Annotated in this window: 20 protein-coding genes; 10 read left to right on the plus strand and 10 right to left on the minus strand. The window is 43.1% G+C overall.

Features of this window, described 5'->3' with window-relative positions:
* Positions 1–18: 18 nt before the first annotated feature.
* Both hppD and A11Q_RS11335 read right to left on the minus strand, forming a co-directional pair.
* Positions 19–1,098, minus strand: a complete 1,080-nt coding sequence (gene hppD / locus A11Q_RS11330; RefSeq protein ID WP_015470957.1) for a 4-hydroxyphenylpyruvate dioxygenase — start codon at positions 1,096–1,098, stop codon at positions 19–21.
* A 91-nt stretch (positions 1,099–1,189) separates the two neighbouring features.
* Positions 1,190–2,122, minus strand: a complete 933-nt coding sequence (locus A11Q_RS11335; RefSeq protein ID WP_015470958.1) for a hypothetical protein — start codon at positions 2,120–2,122, stop codon at positions 1,190–1,192.
* 173 nt (positions 2,123–2,295) lie between these two features.
* Between A11Q_RS11335 and A11Q_RS11340 the strand changes: the two genes are divergently transcribed.
* Entirely contained in the window at positions 2,296–3,324 is a 1,029-nt protein-coding gene (locus A11Q_RS11340; protein WP_015470959.1) for a zinc ribbon domain-containing protein, read from the plus strand.
* Between the two features lie 8 nt (positions 3,325–3,332).
* On the opposite strand, the gene A11Q_RS11345 is transcribed toward A11Q_RS11340, so the two are convergent.
* From A11Q_RS11345 to A11Q_RS11355, 3 genes are all read right to left on the minus strand, one after another.
* Complete coding sequence (locus A11Q_RS11345; protein WP_148284994.1) at positions 3,333–3,848, minus strand: nucleotidyltransferase family protein; 516 nt, start codon at positions 3,846–3,848, stop codon at positions 3,333–3,335.
* Positions 3,849–3,865: 17 nt separating this feature from the next.
* Positions 3,866–4,195 carry a hypothetical protein gene (locus A11Q_RS11350; protein WP_015470961.1) on the minus strand — a complete coding sequence of 110 codons (330 nt, stop codon included), beginning with the start codon at positions 4,193–4,195 and terminating at the stop codon, positions 3,866–3,868.
* 110 nt (positions 4,196–4,305) lie between these two features.
* Entirely contained in the window at positions 4,306–5,559 is a 1,254-nt protein-coding gene (locus A11Q_RS11355) for a DEAD/DEAH box helicase (protein WP_015470962.1), read from the minus strand.
* A 127-nt stretch (positions 5,560–5,686) separates the two neighbouring features.
* Between A11Q_RS11355 and A11Q_RS11360 the strand changes: the two genes are divergently transcribed.
* Both A11Q_RS11360 and A11Q_RS11365 read left to right on the plus strand, forming a co-directional pair.
* Entirely contained in the window at positions 5,687–6,043 is a 357-nt protein-coding gene (locus tag A11Q_RS11360) for a rhodanese-like domain-containing protein (protein WP_015470963.1), read from the plus strand.
* A 34-nt stretch (positions 6,044–6,077) separates the two neighbouring features.
* Positions 6,078–7,454, plus strand: a complete 1,377-nt coding sequence (locus A11Q_RS11365) for an HAD-IG family 5'-nucleotidase (RefSeq protein WP_015470964.1) — start codon at positions 6,078–6,080, stop codon at positions 7,452–7,454.
* Positions 7,455–7,477: 23 nt separating this feature from the next.
* Here A11Q_RS11365 and A11Q_RS11370 read toward each other — a convergent pair whose 3' ends face one another.
* Positions 7,478–8,218 (minus strand): hypothetical protein, encoded by a 741-nt coding sequence (locus A11Q_RS11370; protein WP_015470965.1) that lies wholly within the window; start codon positions 8,216–8,218, stop codon positions 7,478–7,480.
* Between the two features lie 119 nt (positions 8,219–8,337).
* Here A11Q_RS11370 and A11Q_RS11375 point away from each other — a divergent pair, with 119 nt between their 5' ends.
* The 6 genes from A11Q_RS11375 to panD are packed head-to-tail and all read left to right on the plus strand — an operon-like array spanning position 8,338 to position 13,007.
* Positions 8,338–9,039 carry a DUF2520 domain-containing protein gene (locus A11Q_RS11375; RefSeq protein ID WP_015470966.1) on the plus strand — a complete coding sequence of 234 codons (702 nt, stop codon included), beginning with the start codon at positions 8,338–8,340 and terminating at the stop codon, positions 9,037–9,039.
* Positions 9,036–9,833: a 3-methyl-2-oxobutanoate hydroxymethyltransferase gene (panB, locus tag A11Q_RS11380; RefSeq protein ID WP_015470967.1), complete on the plus strand. Its 798-nt coding sequence runs from the start codon at positions 9,036–9,038 to the stop codon at positions 9,831–9,833. The genes A11Q_RS11375 and panB overlap by 4 nt, the downstream gene beginning before the upstream one ends.
* Entirely contained in the window at positions 9,820–10,587 is a 768-nt protein-coding gene (gene panC / locus A11Q_RS11385) for a pantoate--beta-alanine ligase (RefSeq protein WP_015470968.1), read from the plus strand. The genes panB and panC overlap by 14 nt, the downstream gene beginning before the upstream one ends.
* Positions 10,574–11,833 carry a bifunctional phosphopantothenoylcysteine decarboxylase/phosphopantothenate--cysteine ligase CoaBC gene (gene coaBC, locus A11Q_RS11390; RefSeq protein ID WP_015470969.1) on the plus strand — a complete coding sequence of 420 codons (1,260 nt, stop codon included), beginning with the start codon at positions 10,574–10,576 and terminating at the stop codon, positions 11,831–11,833. Before panC ends, coaBC begins: the two co-directional genes overlap by 14 nt.
* On the plus strand, positions 11,830–12,645 hold the full coding sequence (locus A11Q_RS11395) for a type III pantothenate kinase (RefSeq protein ID WP_015470970.1): 816 nt from the start codon (positions 11,830–11,832) through the stop codon (positions 12,643–12,645). Before coaBC ends, A11Q_RS11395 begins: the two co-directional genes overlap by 4 nt.
* Positions 12,642–13,007: an aspartate 1-decarboxylase gene (gene panD / locus A11Q_RS11400; RefSeq protein ID WP_015470971.1), complete on the plus strand. Its 366-nt coding sequence runs from the start codon at positions 12,642–12,644 to the stop codon at positions 13,005–13,007. Before A11Q_RS11395 ends, panD begins: the two co-directional genes overlap by 4 nt.
* A 63-nt stretch (positions 13,008–13,070) precedes the next feature.
* On the opposite strand, the gene A11Q_RS11405 is transcribed toward panD, so the two are convergent.
* From A11Q_RS11405 to A11Q_RS11415, 3 genes are read right to left on the minus strand one after another with little or no spacing between them, the layout of a single operon-like run.
* Positions 13,071–14,168: an acyl-CoA desaturase gene (locus tag A11Q_RS11405; RefSeq protein WP_015470972.1), complete on the minus strand. Its 1,098-nt coding sequence runs from the start codon at positions 14,166–14,168 to the stop codon at positions 13,071–13,073.
* Between the two features lie 11 nt (positions 14,169–14,179).
* Positions 14,180–15,274 carry a hypothetical protein gene (locus tag A11Q_RS11410; RefSeq protein WP_015470973.1) on the minus strand — a complete coding sequence of 365 codons (1,095 nt, stop codon included), beginning with the start codon at positions 15,272–15,274 and terminating at the stop codon, positions 14,180–14,182.
* A 23-nt stretch (positions 15,275–15,297) separates the two neighbouring features.
* Positions 15,298–16,566 (minus strand): hypothetical protein, encoded by a 1,269-nt coding sequence (locus tag A11Q_RS11415; RefSeq protein ID WP_158320375.1) that lies wholly within the window; start codon positions 16,564–16,566, stop codon positions 15,298–15,300.
* Positions 16,567–16,720: 154 nt separating this feature from the next.
* On the opposite strand from A11Q_RS11415, the gene A11Q_RS11420 reads away from it, so the two are divergent.
* Positions 16,721–17,953: a hypothetical protein gene (locus A11Q_RS11420; RefSeq protein ID WP_015470975.1), complete on the plus strand. Its 1,233-nt coding sequence runs from the start codon at positions 16,721–16,723 to the stop codon at positions 17,951–17,953.
* A 30-nt stretch (positions 17,954–17,983) separates the two neighbouring features.
* Here A11Q_RS11420 and A11Q_RS11425 read toward each other — a convergent pair whose 3' ends face one another.
* A complete protein-coding gene (locus tag A11Q_RS11425; RefSeq protein WP_015470976.1) occupies positions 17,984–19,009 on the minus strand; it encodes a hydroxymethylglutaryl-CoA lyase in 1,026 nt (341 codons plus the stop codon).
* Between the last annotated feature and the right edge of the window lie 2 nt (positions 19,010–19,011).

Raw genomic sequence — 19,011 nt, forward strand, 5'->3', positions numbered from 1 at the left:
GGATTTTACTAATAGTGATTAGAGGTAACCGCGCGCTCTTTGATCGGCTTCAATCGCATCAAATAGGGCTTGGAAGTTACCATCACCAAAACCATCATGTCCTTTACGTTGAATAACTTCGTAGAAAACAGGACCGATCACATTTTTTGTGAAGATCTGCAAAAGGTAACCATGTTGGTCGCCATCGACTAAGATAGCTTGTCCTTTTAGTTTATCAATATCTTCACTGACCTGTGGCAAACGATCTTTCAACATGCCGTAATATGTATCCGGTGGAGCTGCTAAGAACTCAATTCCCTGCGCACGCAAACGCTCTAATGTAGGGATCACTTGTTGTGTCGTCATCGCAATGTGCTGAATTCCAGAACCTTTGTATTCGTTCAGGTATTCTTGAATTTGAGATTTAGCATCCTTCGGCTCGTTGATAGGAACTGAAAACAATCCACATGGTGAACGCATAGCTTTTGATAACAAACCCGTCGCTTTACCTTTGATATCGAAGTACTTCGCTTCGTGGAAGTTGAAAATGTTTTCATAAAAGTCAGCCCACTTCTTCATTTCCCCTACAGGCACGTTATTGGTGAAGTGATCTACAATCTCTAAACCTAAGCCCACTGGGTGATTGGTGGCGTTATTAGCGACTTTAAATTGTTTTTCATAAAGATCGTTGTGAGTCGTTTCATCAATGAAGTAAACCAACGAATCGCCGATACCATAGATCGCTAAATATGGAGTAGCCCCGCGAGCAGATTGACTGCCATCATACGGACGCGCACCACGTTTCACCGCTTCTTCAAAAGCGCGTGTCGCATTTTCAACACGGAAGCCAGTTGAAGAAACAGATGGACCATGTAACTTCGCAAAGTCTGTGGCAAATGTGTCTGGCTCACAGTTGATGATAAAATTGATATCACCTTGACGATATAAGCGAATCTCTTTGTTTTCGATTTTAGCTAATTCTGTGAAGCCTAATTTCGTGAATAGTTTTTGAAAGTGAGCGGCATCACTGCCTGCATATTCAATAAAATCAACTCCGTATAATCCGATTGGATTTTGTTCGGTCATTTTCGCTTTTGACCAATTAACAGCCAATGACATAAAGCCTCCATTTGTAATGAGGCCTTAATCTAGCAACCGCCAAGGTCAGGGTCAAAAAATCACTGTCATGGTGCTGATAGCCAAGATGCCGTTAGCGGCAATAGGCGCTGTATTCAGCGATAAGCTGTTTATTATCATCTTTTGTCGGCATTTCACCCGCAGTGATCTTACGTTGTAAGTCGCGAATAAGAACCGTTTTCAACTGCTGTAAACGCAGTCTTTTTTGCTCGTCACTACGCGGCCAGCACTCATCAGAACCAATCACCGAGCGCAATGGACCGAACATGGCGTGCTCGTCAGAGAAAGTCCATGTATCAGGATCGTGCTTCATACCAAAATCGCGGCTTTCCACATAAGCACGCATGTGAAATGGCATTCCCTCATAGGCGAGGGCTTCGTAAATAGCTCCCTTACTGCCCGTTACAAATACAGCCACCGCATCTGCGTACAATTCACTGTAGGGCCCTACTTGACGTGCAATTTTAAGTAACGCTGGGTTTTGCACCACTGAGTCTTCAAGTGCCTTCATCTGTTGGCGCATTTGCTCGAGCGTTTCGGTATCGGGATCATCACGTAAAGCCTGCAAGCTCAATTCAGACGACTGTGATTTAATTCGTTTTAATTCGGCATAGTCCGCAGAGGCATCAGCTAAAAAAGTTCCAAAGATCGCATGGGCATATTCGTGTGCGAAGACTGCTAAAATGTCATAGATTGATTTTGAATAGGTTCCACCATACTGACCTGAATGCTCAAAAGTTCTAGGAATATACACAATAGATCCGTAATCAAAAGAGGCACCGCCACTGCGACGCTCAACCACGATGTTGATCGGATTATCAGCTAACCTCAGGTTATCGACCTGATCCACCACTCGCTGAATGTGGTCAGTGAAAAAGGCCTCGTTTTCAGCGCGTTTACCACCGGCACCTAATGTATAAAACTCAATGACCTCGGCCGTGGCTGTTAAACCAACTGTTAAAGTTAAAACCATTGCCGCCGCTGAAATTACCCGCTGAATTGCCATCTGTTCCACCCTATTCCATTTAGTCTTATGATTCCTAGTTCTAGATTGCTAAAGACGTTCCGGCCCAAGGTGCCGCAGACCTCTTTTTATTTGAGCTGATCAAGGGATACTGTCTAAAATATCGACGTTGACCCGAAATTGTCTTACAGCCCTTGCTACAGGAAAGGACTCCTATGTCATCGTCTCGCAGAACAGAAAAATGGTTAAATCGTGGCCTTTGGCTGATTTCGGTGATCTTCGCTTCTTTTCTGATTGGACTCGGTGGCCTTGTTGTTCACGACTTGCCAAAGACACAAAAAACTTCTGAATTAAAAGATTTTGTCGAGCCTCTTCGCCATGAATCGCTACTAAATCAAGTCAAAGCTCGCGACTACGAAATCCGCCAAGTTGAAAAAGAATTGGCGGATGCCAATGTGATTATTCAGCAACAAGAGCGCGCCTACGCTAACTCAAAAGAAGTTTTCAACAACTGGCTTGCCACCCGTTATACAACAAAAGATCTGACTCAAAACGAAGAGGTCTTAGCTAAAACACGCGAACTGGAACAACAGCAGCTCTCTATCCGCAAACAGTCTGAAAAAATAGATGCCCTACAAGAAAAGCAGACGGAGCTTTATCAACTGCGCACCAAAGAGCAAGATCAACTGAGTGACTTCCAAAGTGAAGGTTACAAACTGATGCACAAAGCTGAACGCACACAGGAAATTCAAGTTTTTCTATTGCGTCTGGCTCTGACGCTACCACTTCTACTCATTGGAGCATGGCTTTTTGCACGTAAACGTCACAGCACCTATTGGCCATTTGTTTGGGGATTTATTTTCTTTGCTCTATTCGCTTTCTTTGTTGAGCTTGTTCCTTATCTGCCGAGTTATGGCGGCTATGTTCGCTACATTGTCGGCATCGTCGTTACCTTTTTCATAGGACATTACTCGATTAAGGCTCTGCAAAAGTACCTCGAAAACCAGAAAAAAGCAGAGTCTATGCCCAGCACAGAATTAAAAGAAAAACTGAACTACGATTTAGCTCACCAAAGACTAGCGCGCAGCATTTGTCCGGGATGTGAACGTCCGATTGATTTGAAAGATCCCGCGCGCAACTTCTGCGTCCACTGCGGAACATGTGTTTACAATAACTGCACGCAATGCCAAACGCGTAAGAATGCTTTTGCAAAACACTGCCACAGTTGCGGAGCTACGGCGTAATAGTAGATTTATTTTTTCGTAGCTTTAAGTCGGTTTAAAAATATCTGAAACTTTTCGGTTGATTTTTCTTTTTCAGACCAACGCTTTACCTTTGTTAAATTGATATTGTTATCAGTGGCAACCATGACGGCCTGATCAAGGCACTGGCGGTCATTATTGTGGTAAAACCACGCCAACCGATCCATTACACATTGAGTGGGCGAAAGAAGTGTAACTTTGCCATATTTGGTTTTAATTTGTCCTTCCGGTTTTACAGGAACATCATCGCCTATTGCTAACGGACCTGTTGGAAACTCAATCGTAAAGTGAGTCGATGGATGCTCAAAACTTCTTCCTGCTCTGGAAAATCCTAAATCAATCATAGCTTCTATGATTTTTTGATGATCGTTGGGGCTTATAAAATCTAAATCATGTGATTGATATTCGTTTTGAGTGTAAATTGAAACAACTGCTCCCCCGACAAGAGTGGCGCTGATATTATGTTTTTGTAAACCCGCAGTCACTATGCCTGCAAGCTCAGCCACAGTCGTTTTCTGTGTTATCAAAGTTTTTTACCTTTTCTTCTTGGACGCATCCGTTTTCGGTAAAATTTCTGTAATTCCTCTTTTGATAAAAGATTCAATTGTTTTTCAAGAAGTGCCGCCAACTCGACCTTATACCCAAGACGCGGGTTTATCGTGAACATTCTAGCGTTACCTCTTGTCGTGCTCACTAGAATCCCAGCTTCTTCCAATCGGTTCACTTGTTTTTCAACTTGGCTAGGTGCAATTTCAAAAGTCTTGGCGATGCCATTGATATGGCCTTCTCCGTAGTTAGCTATGTACAGTAAAGTTTTTTCGGCAACATTGTTGCCATAGATAGAAAATGACATCTTTATCCATCCTATTTAGTAGGATAATTATACTATTTAGTAGGATAATGTCAAATTAACGAATAACCTCTAAGCACGGCATAGGACTTTCAACCTGAATGCAGGGAGCCCTATTCCCCGTAAAAGCGCTTCACTTCAGGATCAATAATGAACGAGCGTTGGTGCCAACGCACAATGTGCAATCCAGCAGGATCACGTAGACGCGACAAGGCCACATAGGCATGGCCCGGTTCCCACAACGAGCCAAGGTCACACCAAAGTTCGTCTAAAGTGGCCCCTTGAGACTTATGAATCGTCGTCGCATAGGCCAGTGTTACAGGAAACTGAATCACACTGGCTTTTGAATTTCCATCGGCATCCAACAGTGAAAATGACATCTTATCCACTTTCACTTCGCGGCCGCCATCCTTGCGAACAACAAGGTGATCGGATTCATAGTGCACCAATGTACCTCGCGTTCCATTCACCCAGCGTTTCTGCACATCATTTTTCAAAAACATCACGCGGCAGCCCACTTTTAACTTAAGCTGCGGTGGTACCGGTGCTGATTTTGTCAGAATATCGACGTATTTTTGTTCTCCTAGAAAAATAGAGTCCACTAAAATTTCGTCTTCACGAATTTCTGCTAATTTTTTTTGATTGTATAAATCAGATTGATCGCGACGCGGAAATAGACGTGTCCCCGGATGATCTTCATCGTGGGGCTTTGTTCTATCTTGTAAAAAATCTTTAACACGCTCAGTGAACTTACCGGAACGAATGTCTTCTAAGACATGTAAGAACTCATTATTCTGAATGCGCTGATTCAACTGTAACTTACAAATTTGAAATCCCGAGCGTTGCCATACTTCATTCAAAAAACACCAATCGCGTTTTTGTCCTGAACGTGTCACAGGTGGCAGCTGACCAAAGTCGCCGACGGCAATCACACGCATTCCGCCCCATGGCAGTGACGACTCACGCGCCTGACTGGCCAGAGCTTCTGCGATCATTAAGGCATCGCCGGGGATCATCGAAATTTCATCGATAATGATCCCTTCGACTTGCCGAATTCTTTTGATCGCTCGTTTATCATTAAGCACACGCTGAAGTGTGGCCTGCGGGCCGCCCTCCATAATACCTAAACCAAAGAAGCTATGAAATGTACGCCCGCCCAGAAGCACGGCTGCAGCTCCGGTACTCGCTAAGATCGGCAAAGACTTCGGATCTTTATCTTTCATGAATTCACGAATCACAAAGCTTTTACCCGAGCCAGCTCCGCCCGTTAGGAAAATATTTTCTCCGGACTCGCACATCTCTAAAGCAAAGCGCTGTTCTTCGGACAGGAGATCTAAACTGGGGGTTAAGGACTTAGGGCTGCTCATAAGAACCCCCAGTTTATACGCTCAACCCGCTCAGTCAAAGATATAGAGGGCTTTAGGCGCATCTTATTGCAAACGCGGACAGATTTACTTGCTGTGACACTCAGCATTCGTGTAAACTGATCCACCTATGTTATACGAATTTAAAAACAAATCTACTAATCCGCATTTTACTGAAGTTGAAGACGTCACTCCACAGGAAGTCTTTGAAAGTACCGAAAAAGTTAAATTAGTCGATGTACGTGAAATCTCTGAGTTCACTGGCGAATTGGGACATGCTCCACAGTCAGAACTTGTTGTTCTTTCGACGTTACCAGAAAAATTAAAATCATTACCGCAGGATAAAACTATCGTTTTCATTTGCCGTTCTGGCGGAAGATCTGCTCAAGCGGCAGCCTATGCAAAACAGCAGGGCTATCAAAACGTCCACAACATGCTAGGTGGCATGTTGTTATGGAATCAATTGCAATTACCGACAGAGAAATAGTTCCTCTGTCTTCATCACATCGGAGACATTAAAAATGCCTAGCAAAGTTTACGTGAATCGCACGTTAAATCTAAAACGCATCAAATATATCGGGCTAGATATGGATCACACGTTGATCCGTTACAATACTGAAAACTTTGAACGACTTTCACACACAAAAATTATCGAAAAACTGATCACGAAAAAGGGCTACCCTGAAGTCATCAAGAAATTACAATTTGATTTCCATTTTGCATTACGTGGCCTAGTGGTCGACCGCAAAAAAGGAAACTTGTTGAAACTGAATCGCTATACGGCCATCCGTAATAGCTTTCATGGTCTAAAACCTTTAGATTTTAAAACACACCAAAAAGTGTACAAATCGACTTACATTGATCTGAGCAAATCGGACTATTTGGCTATCGACACCAGCTTTTCTTATTCATTAGCTTATGCTTTTTCTCAACTTGTAGATTTGAAAGATTCAGATCCTAGCTTGAACTTGCCGGATTATGCTCAGCTATCGGACGACGTCTTAGATGCTTTGGACGAAGCTCATCGTGATGGTTCGTTGAAAGACGAAGTTCGTAAAAACTTAGCTCACTACATTGTGAAAGATGCCGAATTGGTCAAAGGACTTAAAAAGTTCAAGCAACATGGAAAGAAAATTTTCGTCCTGACGAACTCTGATTTTTCATATTCTAAATTATTGTTAGACTACGCGATCAATCCTTTCCTTGATGAAGGCGAATCATGGATTGACCTATTTGAATTGATCATCACGTTTGCTCAGAAGCCAAAGTTCTTCTATGAAAACACGAAGTTTTTAAAAGTGAATCCAGATGATGGAACAATGACAAACTTTGATGAAAAACTAGTTCCTGGTGTTTACCAAGGGGGAACGGCTCGTAAATTCACAGAGGATTTAGGTCTGGACGGAGACGACATCCTTTATGTTGGGGATCATATCTACGGCGATATCTTACGTCTTAAAAAAGAATGTAACTGGCGTACAGCGATGATCATCGAGGAATTAGAAGAAGAGATTCGCCAAAACCAACTGGCTGAACCCATCATGCAAGAAATCGATACGTTGATGAAACGCAAAGAGCCGTATGAAGATGAACTGACAGATTTGATGACGAAGCGAATTGAAAAAGACGCAACGATTGATGAAAAGCGCATTTCAGAATTGCAAGAACTGATCACTAACATTGATACACAGATCAGCCAGCTCATCAAAAAACAGCAGGCTCTGTACAATCCAAATTGGGGACAGTTAATGCGTGCAGGGAATGAGGAAAGCTACTTTGCTTATCAGATGGAACGCTATGCTTGCGTTTACATGAGCAAAATCAGTGACCTGTTTGACCTCTCGCCACGAACTTACTTCAGAGCTCCGCGCCGCCCGCTGAGCCATGAAGTGATTTAAGATCAAACTCGAGACAATACGAATTAAATTTTAGTTAAAACTAGAATAAAATCTGAAGGCCCTGAACTGTCGATAAATGCAGTCCAGGGTTTTTCTTTATCTTCGATAAATTGTTTACGCACAAAGCGTGATTTGTTCACAATACTACAACCCCATTGAGCTGTTCCTGTGTGATCATCCGCAGTTTTACAAGGGAAGACCATATCTTTTTCTGATTCAGAACTCAGTGGGAAATAGGCCAAGGACAAAGTCAGTGGATTTAAACCATATTGCTTTTTCACAATATCAATCGGATTTTTTTCTAAAATAGATGTACTGTAAATAGCTGCGGTCACCAAAATATATGAAACTTTTTCTTGTTCTAATTTCTGTAACTTTTCACCAATGTCATAAAGGTGCTCTTTTAAACTGATCACATCACTGGGTTGAAGCAGAGCTAACTCTTCTTTAGATAGACGCAATTCAAAGTCGACGATGATATGGGCGACAGGATGTTGCTTTTTAATTTGCGCTACTACTTGTGTCACTACAGGAATCTGTTCCGACTTTCCTGGCTCTATCCCAATCCAATACGCCGTGCTCGTTTGCAGAGGACCTGCAATATGCCCCATTAGTGTATCAGTCAGTTCGACTTCGCTCGTAAAGGCCCGCATCGGCACCTGTGATTTCAAATCTGGGCTATCCGTCTTGATCAAATAAACAAATATAGCGATAGCGCTTAAAAAAACGGCCCCAACCCAAATAAAAGCTGCATTTAATTTCATTTGGCCGTTTTACCACCTTGCTTTTTAAATAAAAAGTGATAATTTTCCGCCTAGAGCGTATACTCTATATGATTGGACTTGATTGCGTGTTTGATGCGCGACAGGTACCGGAGGAAATTATGACTACCATCTCACCCGTTCTACTGGTGGGGGCCGGACGACTCGCGCGGCACCTTCAGCACTGGAACACACTGATTAAAACCCCTTTGTCTTTACGGCAATGGGACCGATCACAAAGCCCTGATTTACTTCAACATCATCTCGAAAATGTCTCTACTGTTTGGCTGGCTATTTCTGACAATGCCATCATTCCCTTTTATGAAAACTATTTGGCCACGAAAAATTTAACAGCCGTTCACTTTAGTGGAGCTCTTAATGATTCACGACTTCTGAGTGCCCATCCTCTTATGAGCTTTCCGCAAGAGCTTTTACCCAACGAAGTTTATCCTAAAATTCACTTTTCTATTAGCGGCTTTACTGACTTGCAAATGGCATTGCCAAACTTTGAAAATAACTACACTGTTTTGCCAGCCGAACAAAAGGCCTTTTACCATGCACTTTGTGTTTTAGCGGGTAACTTTCCTCAGATGATTTGGTCCGAGGTTTCTGCGCAGATGCACCACTTGCAGTTACCAGATGCCGCTGTAGATTTGTACATTCAGCAGATAACGAATAACTACCTTAGACTGAAAGAACAAGCCCTCACCGGTCCTCTAGTTCGCCGTGACCACGAGACCATCTCTCGCAATTTGCACGCTCTACACGAGCAACCCAAGCTTCAACACATCTACGAAACTTTTCGTAAGGAGTTTACAAAATGAAATCTATCCTCGACTTCCAAAAACGAAAAAAGTCTGGCGAAAAAATTACGATGCTCACTTGCTACGACTATAGCTTTGCCAAAATTCTTTCCGCTAGTTCAGTAGATGTATTGTTGATCGGAGACTCAGCCGCTCAGGTGATGCATGGTCACAGCACCACCTTGAATGCGTCGACTGCCGTCTTGGCTTTACATACAGAAGCCGTAGCCCGCGCTGCTAGTAATAAATTTATTGTGGCGGACATGCCGTTCCTCAGCACGCGCAAGGGACTTAAGAACACGATGGATCACGTGCAAAAACTAATGCAGGCCGGAGCCCACGCTATTAAAATTGAAAATGCCGACGGCCACCTTGAACTGATCCGTCATATTGTAGAATCTGGCGTCCCTGTTATGGGGCACTTAGGATTGACTCCACAATTCATTCATCAATTAGGTGGACCTAAAGTTCAGGGCAAGTCCACAGAGGCCGCAGAAAAAATTCTGCAAGATGCTTTGGCTTTAGAAAAAGCAGGCTGCTTCAGTCTTGTCCTCGAATGTGTTCCAAGCGAGTTAGCCAAAAAAATTACGCAATCGTTAAATATTCCTACAATTGGCATCGGTGCCGGAGCTCATACCGATGGACAGGTTTTAGTTTTACAAGATCTATTGGGCATGAATAAAGAGTTTCGCCCTAAGTTTCTTAAAAAATATATGAATGGCTACGACCTCATTAGCGAAGCTGTTCAAAACTATGTGGATGAAGTGAAAAAATCTGAATTTCCAGACAAAGAGCACAGCTATGACGGAAATTAAGACGTTTAACTCTATCCAAGAATTTATCACGTATCGGGATGCCTTAGGCCAAGATACACGTGTGGGTTTTGTTCCCACTATGGGAGCACTACACCAAGGACACGCCAGCCTTATCCGAAAAGCCTCTGATGAAAATGATATTTGTGTCTTAAGTATTTATGTGAATCCCACACAGTTCAATAATGCTGAGGACTTACAAAAATATCCTAAAACATGGGATGCCGATATCGAATTAGCCCGTGCAAATGGCGCCCACATTGTCATTGCACCCCAATACGGCGAAATCTACGCTGATGGCTATCGCTACAAAGTGATGGAAACTGACTTTTCTAAACAGCTTTGCGGAGCCCATCGCGCGGGCCACTTTGATGGCGTGCTGACTGTTGTGATGAAGCTTTTGCAAATCGTGCAGCCACATAAGGCCTACTTTGGCGAAAAAGATTATCAGCAACTTCAGTTGATTCGAGATATGACAAAAACTTTCTTTCTACGCACTGAAATCATCGGACTTCCAACTATTCGTGAACAGGATGGTCTTGCCATGAGCTCACGCAATACGCGTCTATCAGAAGAAGGACGTAAGAAAGCCCCTTTGATTTACAAAGCTTTGACTGAGTCTCGTGATCCACAAGTCGTACGCCAGACATTGCAAGCAGCAGGAGTTGAAGTGGAGTATTTGGAAGACCACGGACAGCGCCGCTTTATTGCGGCTTTTATAGATAACGTGAGGTTAATCGACAATGTCGCCATCTAATAAGAGTAAAAACATTCTAATTGTCATGACCGGTTCTATCGCCTGCTACAAAGTGTGCACGGTGATGTCGCGCCTCAAGCAAGCTCAGCATCACGTTAAAGTGGTGATGTCACCCAGCAGTTTAGCCTTTGTTGGTGCAGCCACTGTGGAAGGACTCACCGGAGAAATGCCGATAACAGATATGTATGCTCGCGGAAACGTGATGGATCATATCAATTTAGTTCGCTGGGCTGATTTAATTTTAGTAGCTCCAGCCACGGCAAATTACATCAATAAAATCGCCTATGGCTTAGGTGATGATTTATTAACAACCTTGTTTTTGGCCCATGATTTTGCAAAACCATTTTTGTTGGCGCCGGCGATGAATACGAAAATGTATCAGCACCCTACAACACAGGACTCAATTAAAAAACTACGCGCCATGGGTGTTGAAATTTTAGAAACGGCTTCAGGCGTTTTAGCCTGCGGCGAAGTGGGCTCTGGTCGCTTACTAGAACCAGATCTGATTTTAGAGGAAGTTTATCAGCGCGTAGGAAGTACAACCTCGGTCACTGATAAATCCTCGGGCTCAGAATCAAAAACTCCAGCTACGGCTCGTAAAGTCTTGATTACGGCTGGTGGTACCTCTGAGGCGATTGATGATGTGCGTGTGATTACGAATCGCAGTACAGGACGAACAGCAGCTCACTTAGCTGATATTTTGATTGAGTCTGGATTTAAGGTTACTTATCTGCACAGCACACAGTCCATTCTGCCACAGAATACTTGCAACAAAATCAGCTACGATAGTTTTACCGATTTGCAAACAGCTTTGAAAGCAACTCTTCAACAAGAATTGTTTCATGTGGTGATCCATGCCGCTGCCGTCAGTGATTACTCAGTCCAACGACAAGGAGGAAAAATCAGCAGTCAGGCTGATGAAATCACATTGACGTTGAAGAAAAATCCTAAAATCATCGACGAGATTAAAAAACTTTCCCCACAGACTCTTTTGTTCGGCTTTAAACTAACTTCGAAAATAACAGGCGACGACGTTAAACAAAAAGTACAAAGCCTATTAAAATCGGCAGACTGTGATTTTGTTGTTCAAAACGATTGGGATGAAGTCAGTCAAAAGAAAGAGCATTATCATGTCTATAATCGTGATCTTCAATCGACAGAAGTCACTGGCCTCACCGAACTCGGCCAATTTATTTTTCAAAAAACCATAGCTTTATTACCAGAATTAAAAATGGAGACTTTATGATCTTATCACTAGATGTGGGTAACACACAGATTTACGGCGGTGTCTTTAGCGGCCCCGCAGGACAGGAAAAAATGCTGGCCTCTTTCCGACGCAACTCAAAGCAGGGATTTTCCTCTGACGAAGTCGGAGTCTTCCTTCGTATGGTTATCCGAGAAAATGGCATTGATCCCACAGGCATCAAACAGATTGTGTTGTGCTCAGTCGTTCCTGAAGTGATCTACTCGCTAAAAGGGGCCTGCCAAAAGTATTTCAATATCACACCTTTTATTTTACAGGCGGGAGTCAAAACAGGTCTGCGCATCAAGTATCGTAACCCCTTAGAGGTCGGAGCCGATCGCATCGCTAATTCTATTGCTGCATCTCAGATGTATCCATCACGCAATATGATCTTAGTTGATTTGGGAACAGCGACGACCTTTTGTGCAGTCACTCACGACCGCGATTACTTAGGCGGCTCTATTATCGCAGGTCTTAAACTTTCCATGGAAGCCTTAGAAGCTCAAACGGCGAAGCTGCCTTCAGTAGAAATCACAGCGAAGAACGAAGCCCTTGGACAATCGACAATTGAAAGTCTTCAGTCAGGGCTCTATTACGGACACTTGGGTGCTATGCGCGAAATCATCACTCGTCTTACCCAAGAGTGTTTCAAAGGAGAAAAGCCTTTTGTTATCGGGACTGGCGGATTCGCAGGTCTATTTGAAAAAGAAAAAATATTCGACAGTGTTATTCCTGATCTTGTTCTAAAAGGAAACCTGATCGCTTTGCAGATGAATACAAATCACAAATCCAACTTCGCGGGAGCTGAAAAATGAAAATAGATGTATTGTACTCAAAAATCCACCGTGCCACGGTTACCGACGCGGACTTAAACTATGAAGGTTCCGTTTCTATTGATCCTGCTTTACTTAAAAAAGCAAAAATGTTTTTAAATCAAAAGGTCGATATCGTGAATTGCAATAACGGGGCACGTTTTTCTACTTACATTATCGAAGGAAAAAAAGGCGAGGTCTGTTTAAATGGGGCGGCGGCTCGCTTAGTACAACGCGGGGACAAAGTGATTATCATTGCCTACGCTCAAATCGACATTGCTAATGCCAAAACCCACGAGCCCACAGTGGTCTTTGTCGATGACAAAAATAAGTTCAAAGAGATCCGCAAAGAAAAAAAGCACTAAATCTTTAGTGCTTTTAGGATTGAACTTTAAATTTGAAAAACCGAACTTACAGATAGAAGTCGACTAAACTACGACTTCTGCTGTTTTTAACAAAACTTGCCATTTCTTTTTCATCGACTCGATTTCAATATTCATCAATTCGATTTCGGCTCTGAGATCAGCCATCTTTTGATCTTTCGCAATCGCATATTCTTTTTTTAATCTTTCAAACTGCGCTTGTGCTTCGATTAATCTAGCCGCTAAAGGCTCCATTTTTTCTTTGTAAAAATGAGAACTCTTAAACTTTTCAGACTCCACTTCCATTTTCGCGCGTAGAATTTCAGAGAACTGAACTGTTTTTAATTTGTTAGCTAAACCCAGTACTGCAGCTAATTGAATACTCCACTTAGTTGGGTCCCAGTGATACCACTTAATTCCATTGCGGTAGTCGAACTGAAATTTGTGATGGAAATTATGGTAGCCTTCACCATGAGTTAAAAAAGCGACGATCAAGCTGTCTTTCGCTGTTTTATCCAATGAATATGGCGTTTTGCCAAGTGTATGGCTTAATGAGTTCACAAAGAAAGTCGACTGCTGTGTTAGGAAAATTCTTAAGCCACCTGCGATCACAAGTCCTAAGAAAGCATTTCCCAACATCCATCCGACAACTAAAGGTAAGATGTAACCAACAACAATGGCACAGACTAAATAGTGATCGTGTTGAAATTGAACCCACTTCTTCTTTTGTAAATCCGGAGCGTGAATTGGCAAACTCACCGCTTCGTGGGTCATCATCCACCCCATGTGAGCGTACCAAAAACCTTTTTTAATTGAGTAAGGATCTTTATCTGTATCTTCGTAGCGGTGGTGAATACGATGGTCACTTGACCACTTTAAGGCTGACCCTTGAAAAGCACCTGCACTGATGAATAATAAAATCCATTCTAACAGAGGATGTGCTTCAAAAGACTTATGGGAAAACAAGCGATGATAGCCCATGGTGATACTGAGGTTTGTTAGAACCGCAAACACCAATCCGAAAGCGCTAATCCACGCCAGTTGCGACAGCGTGTAACTACTCGAAAAAACTAAGTAAAGAACTAACATCAGAACCGAAATAATCGGGTTCAAAATTAAAAATAAGGTAACCGACCAGCAGATTTTTTTTAGTTGAACTGACATAGCCCTAATTTCTACTTCTTGGTGGCCTTATACAACAAGAAAAAATTCAATCCGAGCGACAATAAAAGCAGCAATTCTGTAACCAAAGAAACAAGGCCTGCTGGAAGCCCTAAACTTGCAAATAGCGAAGAACTGTCCTCTTCCACATGACTAACCGCCGCAACAGGCGGTAGCTCCGGTGCTATTTTCTCAGCATTCGACAGCTTTTCATTTAGAGCTATTAGCGGCGACGTGTAGATCTGGTAAGCGGCTTGATCCATTTTGCGGATAACTAATGGGTTCGGATACTCATATAAATAGTTATCTTGAGCTGTGGCCTTATCAACCACTAGCTTTAAACTTTCACACACACGTCCAAATTGCATCATGCCCGCAGGCACCTGCCACTGACTTTCCAACTCGGCTTGATAGAGGCGTGCATAACTTAAACAATAATCGTTAAAAATCTCTTTGAATTGAGCCACATCACGTGCCGCCCAGACATCTTTATATTTTTCACGTGTGGCACTGGCCGCAAGAAACGGAGACGGCCAACGAATACCCTGAATCTGACGATAATCAATTTCTTGTAAGGACGCCCACACACTTGCCGGAACAGTTCTCATTAAGTTGTTCACTTCTGCTGCGGTGGCATCTGCTGCCGCTGATGTTTCTTCATTTAAGCGCGTCGACGATGGCGGCATCGCTAAATTAGGGTCCACAGATGGAGTTGCTGTTGAGCTGTCAGTTGGTGTCGCCGCCGTGGCAGTTGCCGCATTTGTCGCCGTGGCAGCAGGAGCTGTCGCTGATGGTGTCGTCCCGCGAATATCGACTCCGCTGGAAACTTCCGGTCGCGGTGGCGGTGTTGCTACTGGCTGAGCCGCAGGAACGGCTGGAGTTGTTGCTGTTGTCGCAGTGGTTGCAGGAACTGTCGTTGCGGGTTGGGCCATAGCCGGATTTGCTGCTGGATTTGCTGCCGGATTCGCCGCTGGACTTGCAGCAGGTGCCGTTGGCTGTTGTGGTGCCAATGAGTTATCAGAGCTCGCTTCAATAGATTGAGACCACGCTCCGTTAACGGCCAATCCCACGACACAAAAAATAAATAAAGCTGTGTATTTTAATTTCATCGTCCTAAAAGGATGGCACAGATTCAGTTAATACGGAAGTACTGAATCACATCAAAATAGGCAATAGGCTTGAAGGCTTGCAAGTCTTTATTCCACTCGCTTTGCTGCCATCCTAAGACTTTTTTCTCTGCTGAAAAAGACTCTTGCTGTTTCACGAATGCAAAATAATCTGAAAGTCCTTTTAACTCTGCTGATTTTAACTTGTACGAAGGTAAATGGATTTGCACAAAATTCAATTGACGATTGTTAGCGAGGAATTCTGGAACTCCACGAGTTAGCAATGAGCGAAAACTCGCCGTCGAAATATCTGAATCCACATCTACAAATACAAGTCTTTCTGAATTCTCTGTGTAGTGATTGAGAGTCCTCGCATTAATTGCCGTATGGCTATCTGAAAAAACCAAGTGATAAGAAGAAAAAACATCAGACGAATTTGGAAGTGGTAAAAGCGATGGAAGCAACAAGAGCCCTGCCGAAGTCTTAATAGCGATTTTCTTTTTTAATCCTTCACGCGAAAGTTGAACCAACTGCGTGGCGATTTTTTTTGCTTCATCAGTTCCCGAAACATCCACAATTAAATCTAATCGCAATTGCGCTAAAGCCTCTTTATTTAAGTAACCACGCCGAGCTAATTCTTGCCCAAACGACAGTTCCCATGCTGACTGAGGGGCCACATGCTGTAGCAGCTTTTGTAGGTTCTGAACTGCCGAAATTTCTGCATCGTAAGACAAAACCATCTGTTGAGAAATAGCTCGCATCAACTGACGTCTTTCCAAAAAGCTCTGATCCGCAAAGGACGTATTCCACGCCTCTGAAATCAAACTGCGATAACCTTTGGCTCCATACGAAGTCGCCATAAAATCGACCAGTGTTTCTAAGTATAGATGATCTACATTTTTAAACTGTTTCTTCAACGACCACTGTAGAACCGCTTTTTCCAAAGCTTCTGTTTGTAAGGCTTCAGATGTTAAAACAATTTTATCTGATAAAATTTGAATAGCACTGACCGCAACAGAAGCCTGATCATCCGCTGGCTGACTGGAATCTTCAAATTGCAAAACTAAGTCTGAGCGCCGCATAGACTCGGGCAAAATCATCTCGACCTTGCGGAGGCGGCCTTCGATGAGGTCAAGTTTTTCATACAAAAATTTTGAAAATGAAACCTTCTTGAATTGCGCACAGGAATAGAGAGTTTCAGTCTTTTCGCCCACGATCCTGTCGATTTTATAGACAATATGCGATTCTATACAAAGCGGCTTTTTCAAAGCGACTTGAGCACCCATTATAATCATTATCAGCAGTAAAAATGCCCCTAAAGGCCGCTTCAGATAGTCCACACCATTTTTAAAGCAATTCTAGGGCCGACTTGTGCAACACTTTGTGTGTCTACAGGCCACGATATTTTATTGACCCAAAGCCTGCAAGGGTGTGTAACGAAACCGCTTTATGAAAATCATTATCAAATACCCATTGTCGTTTGTTGCTGTTCTGTTGTCTGGTTCACTTTTCTTAAGTTCGCTGTCGTTGGCGCAGAACTCTTTTGCCAACACGGCTCAAACCAACCCATCTGTGACTTTAGATGTAAATGATGTCTCTGTTTTATTGCCACTGCCATCCACAGAAAATTGGAATTTACTTCCACAGGCAACAACAACGGCCGCTGCGGGCACATTGCTTCCTCAGGAATATGTTCAACGTCTACCTGTTCTGCTACAAGGAGTAAAAAACTCAAAACTTTATCCTGATCTACGCGTTCTAGGAATTCGCATCGATCCATGTTTTATGGAAGGGTTAACACCGACGCGCTGTCAGCCGCAAATCCGTATGGTATGGCAGCCACTGTTGGTGATCAATGGTCGCACGAATACGTTGGACGTTACCTTACACAGCTTCTATCGTCTCAGTGACGAAGAGTTTCCAGAACTTGTAGCCGCACTCAAAAACATTAAAGCCGAACACAGCAACTCAGCAGTAGCTCCAAAAAAATCGTTGATCACGATGGGCGTGAACCCCTTACTGGCAGAGCAAGGCCTTGATGGCGACTACGCAAAAAAGTTTTTTCAGACTATTTACAAGTACGCAGGACAAGAAAGATTGGCGCGTGTTACTTTCATGTCGTTATTTGGTCGTGAAACCGTTTGGTTTTTTGGAGGACTTGATATTCGCAATGGTGAAGCCACAGCGATTCGTATTCCTCGTTTAGATCCTGCCCGCAATACAATTCAACAATTTGCCAATGTGGTGGCTCCTAATCCGACATGGTTCCGCGGCGGAATGTTTCCCGTTCCACAAAGCGAGGAAAACTTAATGCTTCTGATTGAGGATTCTCGTAAATTGTCGCCGGATCATGAAGAAGATATTATCAAAGCGACTCGTGCGGCTTTCCGCTTTGAAAATCCAAAACTACATAATCCTGGGACTGTGGACTGTGTTAGCTGTCACGTGGCTCAACCTGCAAAAGTATGGGCTATCCGTCAATACCCTTGGCTGAGTCTTGAACAAGCCAGCTCAGATGATACCTATTACACACCAGAAATTAATTTGAAAAATATGAGTCCGTTACAAGACAGAACGAACATTGCTCGTATGTTCGGATACTTTACAGATCAACCATTCGTGGCTCAACGTACAATCAACGAAACGGCGGAAGTCGTGAAGTACATCAATCAAAACTTTTAAACGTTTTGATTGATGTGTTTTGGCAGTGTTTTAATTGATACGTTTTACTTTTCCTAGTGGGTGTAACAAACCAACACGTCCTACCTTAGAAGACAAAGGATGATCCATAAGTGGTTGTAGCCAGCGATGGGCCTCGATCAATCTTTCGATATTCAAACCCGTATTGACGTTCATCCCATCGAACATATACACGACATCTTCTGTGGCCACATTGCCCGCAGCCCCCGGCGCGTAGGGACATCCACCTAAGCCCGCGATGCTTGCATCAAATGTTCTGATCCCCACATGATAAGCCGCCAAGATATTCGCCAAAGCTTGTCCACGAGTATCATGAAAATGGCCTGCCAACTTCGCAGCAGGAATTACTTTTTTTAGATTTTTAAATAGGCTTTCCACTTGTGCTGGTTGTGCCGCTCCAATAGTGTCGCCAATAGAAATTTCATAAACTCCCAGTTGATACATCTTTTTCGCAATAGCAATGACCTTTTTCTCTGGGATATGACCTTCAAATGGACAATAGAAACACGTCGACAGATAACCACGCACTTTTACGTTATGTTCACGCGCCAATTTCATAACGGCCTTAAACCGCTTAAAACTTTCTGCAATCGTGCAGTTGATGTTTTTCAAAGAAAAGCTTTCCGAGCAAGCTCCAAAAATCGCCACCTCTTTTACACCAGCCTCAATCGCTTGAAGCATGCCTTGTTCATTCGGAACTAAAACACTGTGGTGAACATCGCTTTTCTGCTTAGTTTTTTTATTTGTTTTCAGTTTGTTTTTTTTAAATTTAGAATTATTGGGATCTGCGTACGAGCTCTCCGAAATAATCATCGAAGTTAATTGAGGTGTCACCGCCATTTGCGGAACCCACTTCGGCGACACAAAAGCCCCAATTTCAATATTTTGACTTCCCGCCTGAACTAACTTTTCATAAAGATCATAGCGTTGCTCAACTGAAAGTTGAGAGGACTCGTTCTGTAAGCCATCGCGTAATCCTACTTCGACGATCTTCACTTTTTTAGCTGATTTGCTTGCTGTATTTTTTTTCGTTCTCATCT

The organism is Pseudobdellovibrio exovorus JSS (assembly GCF_000348725.1).
Classification (GTDB): Bacteria; Bdellovibrionota; Bdellovibrionia; order Bdellovibrionales; family Bdellovibrionaceae; genus Pseudobdellovibrio; species Pseudobdellovibrio exovorus.